The 6000-nt window shown below is 71.9% G+C and carries 4 protein-coding genes; 2 read left to right on the top strand and 2 right to left on the bottom strand.

Translation table 11 applies throughout. From position 1 onward, the window contains the following. Positions 1-104: 104 nt before the first annotated feature. The gene (locus ACWBNA_RS17620; protein ID WP_482705288.1) at positions 105-1754 is read right to left on the bottom strand and encodes a M4 family metallopeptidase; all 1650 of its coding nucleotides are present in this window, start codon (positions 1752-1754) and stop codon (positions 105-107) included. A 206-nt stretch (positions 1755-1960) separates the two neighbouring features. Here ACWBNA_RS17620 and ACWBNA_RS17615 point away from each other — a divergent pair, with 206 nt between their 5' ends. Together ACWBNA_RS17615 and ACWBNA_RS17610 are read left to right on the top strand one after the other, a co-directional pair. Continuing rightward, a complete protein-coding gene (locus tag ACWBNA_RS17615) occupies positions 1961-2413 on the top strand; it encodes a gamma-glutamylcyclotransferase family protein (protein WP_482705287.1) in 453 nt (150 codons plus the stop codon). A gap of 179 nt (positions 2414-2592) precedes the next feature. Beyond that, positions 2593-3438, top strand: a complete 846-nt coding sequence (locus tag ACWBNA_RS17610; protein WP_482705286.1) for a sugar phosphate isomerase/epimerase family protein — start codon at positions 2593-2595, stop codon at positions 3436-3438. Between the two features lie 84 nt (positions 3439-3522). Here ACWBNA_RS17610 and ACWBNA_RS17605 read toward each other — a convergent pair whose 3' ends face one another. Further along, positions 3523-5682 carry a molybdopterin oxidoreductase family protein gene (locus tag ACWBNA_RS17605; RefSeq protein ID WP_482705285.1) on the bottom strand — a complete coding sequence of 720 codons (2160 nt, stop codon included), beginning with the start codon at positions 5680-5682 and terminating at the stop codon, positions 3523-3525. Positions 5683-6000: the final 318 nt, after the last annotated feature.

The following is a 6000-nucleotide window of genomic DNA, read 5'->3' as shown; positions in this document are numbered from 1 at the left end:
CGGGGGGGGGGGGGGGGGGGGCGGGCTGCTGACGCGGGCAACGCAAACGGCCGCCCCGGTCCTGACCACAGAACCGGGGCGGCCGCAGCACGTACCTGCCCGACTCACCCCACGCCGACCGCACTCCAGGCCGCGGCCACCGCGCCGTACTCCGTGCTCCCCGCCCCGTACAGGTCCTTCGCCGCGCTCAGCGTGGCCGCCCGCGCCCCCGCGTAGTCCGTGGAGGACGTCATGTAGACGGTCAGCGCCCGGTACCAGACGGCGCCGAGCTTGGCGCGCCCGATGCCCGCGACCGAAGAGCCGTCGCACGTGGGTGAGTTGTAGCTGACGCCGTTCACCGTCCTGGCGCCGCTGCCCTCCGCCAGCAGGAACGCGAAGTGGTTCGCGACGCCGGAGGAGTAGTGGACGTCGAGGTCGCCCACGGCAGCGGTCCAGCAGTCCGCGGAGGCGCCGTCCTTGGACGGCTTGTCCATGTAGCGCAGGGCGTCCCGGCCGAAACCGGAGCGGACGATCTTCTCGCCGATCAGGTAGTCACCGTCGTCCGACGAGTTGCCGGCGTAGAACTCCACCAGCGTGCCGAAGATGTCCGACGTGGCCTCGTTCAGGCCGCCGGACTCGCCCGAGTACGCCAGCGCCGCCGTCTTCGACGTCACGCCGTGCGACATCTCGTGGCCCGCCACGTCGAGGGACACCAGCGGGCCGAGTTGCGTCCCGTCACCGTCCCCGTACGTCATGCAGAAGCAACTGTCGTCCCAGAAGGCGTTGTTGTACCGGGTGCCGTAGTGCACGCGGTTGTAGGACCCCTTGCCGTCGCCCGCGATGCCGTTGCGGCCGTGGACGTTCTTGTAGTAGTCCCACGTCACGTCGGTGCCGTACTGCGCGTCGACCGCCGCCGAGGCGCGGTCGGCGTCCGTGCCGGTGCCCCAGTGGTTGTCGGCGTCGGTGAAGACCGTCGCGGGGGCCCGGCTCAGGCAGACCGTGAGGATGCACAGGTCGTTCTGGTTCGCCGCGTCGCCGGTGTACGTGTTCCCGCGCGTCGTGTCCTTCAGCTGGTACGTCGATCCCGACGGCGTCGTCTGCAGCGGAACCGTGCCGCCGTACAGGGACTTGCCGTCGCCCGAGGCCGTCTCGATGGTGTCCCAGGCGTCGAGCTGGGTGCCCGTGCCGGCGTCCGTCAGGATCGTCCGCGCGGTCGGGTTGCCGAGGGAGTCCTGCGCCACGGCGTTCGTCCGCCACGCCAGCCTCGGGGCGCCGTGCAGGGCGTCGACGACCAGCTCCGACTTGGCGGTGATCCGCCGCAGGGTCTCGCCGAGGTTGGCGGCACGCAGCGCGTTCACCGCGAGGTCGGCGGCCTTCGGGGCGGACAGCTTCGGGGTGACGCTCGCGAGCGAGATCGCGCTCCTCGTGGCGCGGCTGGTGCTGCGGTAGCTGCCGTCCGGTGCCAGATGGACCACGAAGTCGCCGCCCAGGACCGGGAGTCGGTGATAGGTGCGGTCGTAGCGGACGTGCTGCGTGCCGTCCGGGTCCACGACGACGTCCCGGACGGTCGTGTCCTGCGCGGCGGTGAGACCCAGCGCCGCGGCACGGTCCGTGAGCACGGACGACGCGTTCTCGATCGCGGAGGCCCGGGTCGGCCGTTCGGCCGCGTCGGCGGCGGGGGTGAGCGCGGCGGCCAGCAGGGTGGCGGTGGTGGCGGCAGCACCGGCGGTGGCGAGACGACGGGAACCTCGGACGTACGGCCGTATCCGGCTCATCGGTCTCCTAGAGAAGGCGCCTGAGAGGGCGTGAGGGCGTGAGGGCGTGAAGGCATGCGGGAATGCAGGAGGGCGCGCTGGAGGTGGGGGGCGGATGGCGCGGGACGTGGGGAAGAAAAGCGGATCTTGAAGAAGATTTAAGGGGCCATGACATGTCGTGTCTATGGCGCGGATGCGCAGGTGTGTGAGGGGTGAGAATCGTTTCTGTGAGCGCCCGGAAACTGCCCTTCTTCGTCTACGGCACCCTCCGCCCCGGCGAGCCCAACCACGACCTCTTCCTGCGCGGCCGCACCCGGGCCGAGGAACCGGGGCGGCTCGCCGGCGCGGTGCTGTACGAAGGGCCCGGCTATCCGTACGCCGTGGAGGAGCGCCTGGAGGAGTGCGGGGGAGTGGTGTACGGCGAGGTGGTCACCGCACTGCCCGAGGCGTACGAGGAGTTGCTGGTCGCGCTGGACCGGCTGGAGGAGTACGCGCCGGGGGATCCGCGCAGCCTCTACGAGCGCGTGGAGCGCGAGGTGATCCTCGACGGCGACGGCGACGGCGACGGCGACGGGCGGGTCGTACGGGCGTGGGTGTACGTCGCCGCGCCCACCGTGGCGGCGCGTCTGCGCGCCCGCGGGAAGCGCATCGGCAGCGGCGACTGGCTCGTTCGCGGCTGAACCGAGGCGTGGGCGCCGCGGCGGCGGGCCGTCTCCTCAATCCCTTTCACTGTTGCGTATCTCACACAGAACATCGTCACTACGCAGTATGAAAGTTCAACAAATCCTGGCAATGATCGCCGCATGAACGACCGCACAGCGGCACCCCGCGCGGCGGATCTGGCGAGGGTGCCGCCGACATGAGCCTCAGATTCGGCTACGGCACCAACGGGTTCGCCCACCACCGGCTGACCGACGCCCTCGGCGTCCTCGCGGACCTGGGCTACGACGGCGTCGCCCTCACCCTCGACCACCACCACCTCGACCCGTACGCCGCGGACCTGGGCCGCCAGGTCGCCCTGACCGGCAGACAGTTGGCGCGGCACGGCCTCTCCGTCACCGTCGAGACCGGGGCCCCGTACTTCCTCGACGCCTGGGCCAGGCGCGAGCCGACGCTGATGTCGACGGAGCCGGAGCGGCGGATCGACCTGCTGCGGCGCGCCGTGCGCATCGCGGCCGAACTGGGCTCGCCGACCGTCCACCTGTGCAGCGGACCGGCCCCGGCCGGGGTGTCCGAGACGGCGGTGTGGCAGCGCCTCGCGGCGGGCGTCGGGGCGGTGCTGGAGACGGCCGAGGCCTACGGGGTGGCGCTGGCCTTCGAGCCGGAGCCGTACATGTTCGTCGACACGGTCGAACGCTGTCTGTGGCTGCGCCAACTGCTCGGCAGTCACGACCTGTTCGGCGTCACCCTGGACATCGGCCACGCCCACTGTGTGGAGGTGCGGCCCCTGTTGGAGTGCGTGCGGCTGGCCGCCCGCCATCTGCTGAACGTGCAGATCGAGGACATGGTGCGCGGCGTCCACCGGCACCTGGAGTTCGGCGCGGGCGAGATCGACTTCCCGCCGGTGCTGGCGGCGCTGGACGCGCTGGGACACGAGGGTCTGGTGTCCGTCGAGATCCAGGGCGGTTCCCTGGACGCACCCGAGGTCGCCCGTCGCTCGATCGAGTTCCTGCGCGCGGCCGAGTCCGGCTTACTCGCCTCCTGAGGCTTGCCGGCGGGATGCGGGATGCGGGATGCGGGATGGTGCTCGCCGCCGCGCACCACCTGCCGCCGTCGGTGCTGAACGGACTCAGCCCTGTACGGCCTCCAGCCGTACCGCGCACGCCTTGAACTCCGGCATCCGCGAGGTCGGGTCGAGGGCCGGGTTGGTCAGGGTGTTGGCTCGGCCCTCGCCGGCCCAGTGGAAGGGCATGAAGACGGTGTCGGGGCGGATCGCGGTCGTGATCCGCGCCGGTGCCACCGCCCGGCCGCGCCGGGAGACCACGGCCACCGGGTCGCCCTCGGACGCGCCGAGCCGCTCCGCCAGCCGCGGGTGCAGCTCCACGAACGGGCCGGGTGCGGCGGCGTTCAGCTCGTCGACGCGGCGGGTCTGGGCGCCGGACTGGTACTGCGCCACGACCCGGCCGGTCGTCAGCAGCACCGGGTACTCGTCGTCGGGCTCCTCGGCGATGGCCCGGTGCGAGACCGGGACGAACCGGGCCCGGCCGTCCGGCGTGTTGAACCGGTCGAGGAAGAGGCGCGGGGTGCCGGGGTGGACGCCCCCGGTGGTGTCGTCGTCCTGCTCCTGTGCCGGGTCGTCGCTTCCGGGGGCGTCCAGCGAGGCGTCCTCGCAGTCGTCGGCCTCGGTCGCCGGGCACGGCCAGAACACCCCGTTCTCCTCCGCCAGTCTGCGGTAGGTGATCCCGGAGTAGTCGGCCGGCCCGCCCGCGCTGGCCCGGCGCAGCTCCTCGAAGATCTCCTCGGGGTCGGTCGGGAAGCCCTTCTCCACGCCGAGCCGGGCTGCCAGCTCGTGCATGACCTCCAGGTCGCTGCGGATGCCCTCGGGCGGGGTGATCGCCCGCTTGCGCAGCAGCACCCTGCCCTCCAGGTTGGTCATGGTGCCGGTCTCCTCGGCCCACTGCGTGACCGGCAGGACGACGTCGGCGAGGGCAGCCGTCTCCGACAGCACGACGTCGCACACCGCGAGGAAGTCCAGCGACTTGATGCGCTCCTCGATGTGGGCGGCGCGCGGCGCCGACACCACCGGGTTGGACGCCATCAGCAGCAGTGACTTGATGTCCCCACCCAGCGCGTCCAGCAGTTCGTAGGCACTGCGCCCCGGACCGGGAAGGCTGTCCGGGTCCACGCCCCACACCTCGGCGACATGCCGGCGCGCGGCGGGATCGTCCAGCTTGCGGTAGCCGGGCAGCTGGTCGGCCTTCTGGCCGTGCTCGCGTCCGCCCTGCCCGTTGCCCTGCCCGGTCAGACAGCCGTACCCGGACAGCGGGCGCCCCGCGCGGCCGGTCGCCAGGCACAGGTTGATCCAGGCGCCCACGGTGTCGGTGCCCTTGGACTGCTGCTCGGGCCCGCGGGCGGTGAGCACCATCGCGGACTCCGGTTCGCAGAACATGCGTACCGTCTGGCGGAGTTGTGGAACGGACACCCCCGTGATCCGTTCCACGTACTCCGGCCAGTGCGCCATCGCCGCCGCCCGCGTCTCCTCCCAGCCGGAGGTCCGCTCCCGGACGTACTCCTCGTCGACCCGCCCCTCGGCAACGACCAGGTGCAGCAGGCCGAGCGCCAGCGCCAGGTCGGTTCCCGGCCGGGGCGCCAGGTGCAGGTCGGCCTGCTCGGCGGTCTTGGTGCGGCGCGGGTCGATGACGATCAGCGTGCCGCCGTTCTCCCGCAGTTCGTTGAAGAACCGCAGGGAAGGCGGCATGGTCTCGGCGAGGTTGGACCCCACGAGGATCACGCAGCCCGTCTTCGGGATGTCCTCCAGCGGGAAGGGCAGGCCGCGGTCCAGGCCGAACGCCTTGATCCCGGCCGCCGCCGCGGACGACATGCAGAAGCGCCCGTTGTAGTCGATCTGCGAGGTGCCGAGCACCACGCGCGCGAACTTGCCGAGCGTGTACGCCTTCTCGTTCGTCAGACCGCCCCCGCCGAAGACCCCGCACGCGTCCGGACCATGCTCCGTGCGCGTGCGGGACAGCCCCTCGGCGATCCGGTCCAGTGCCTCGTCCCAGGTGGCGGGCACGAGCGTGCCCTCGGAGCGCACCAACGGGGAGGTCAGCCGCACCCGGGACGAGAGCACCGCCGGCGCGGTACGGCCCTTGCCGCACAGCGCGCCCCGGTTCACCGGGAAATCCGCGCGCTCGCTCACCTCGACGGTCCCGTCCGGGGTGGCCGTCAGATTCATCCCGCACTGCAGGGCGCAGTACGGGCAGTGCGTGGGCGTCGCGGTGTTCTGCATGCCTTTCAGCGTGCTTCGGCCGTGTTACGCGGACGGAGGCTCCCTGTTACGCGCCCGACACGGCGACCTCCCCGCCGCCGGTCCGCCGCCGTGAGGCGTACGCCCGCCCACGTCGTTGGGCGCGGTGAGGCGCACACCTGCCCACCGCGCAGTCGCCGCCGGTCGGCACGGAAGTTGCCGTTGTGGTGAAAGAAGCCACATGTGACGCATTCCGCTCCGTGACTGGCTGAACACGCCTCGTTGAGAGCTGAAAGACCCGAAGCGCAGACTGGCCCCCGCGCGCGACCCCGCACGGCGTTCGACACCCCGGCATGCCCG

It is taken from the genome of Streptomyces sp. Q2, assembly GCF_056820935.1.
Note: the sequence above shows the minus strand (reverse complement) of the source record. Positions and strands in the feature narration are given on the sequence as shown.

Bases quoted from the DNA above. Each gene is read 5' to 3' on its own strand.
- ACWBNA_RS17620 (WP_482705288.1), bottom strand. From the start codon at position 1,754: ATGAGCCGGATACGGCCGTACGTCCGAGGTTCCCGTCGTCTCGCCACC.
- ACWBNA_RS17610 (WP_482705286.1), top strand. From the start codon at position 2,593: ATGAGCCTCAGATTCGGCTACGGCACCAACGGGTTCGCCCACCACCGG.
- ACWBNA_RS17605 (WP_482705285.1), bottom strand. From the start codon at position 5,682: ATGCAGAACACCGCGACGCCCACGCACTGCCCGTACTGCGCCCTGCAG.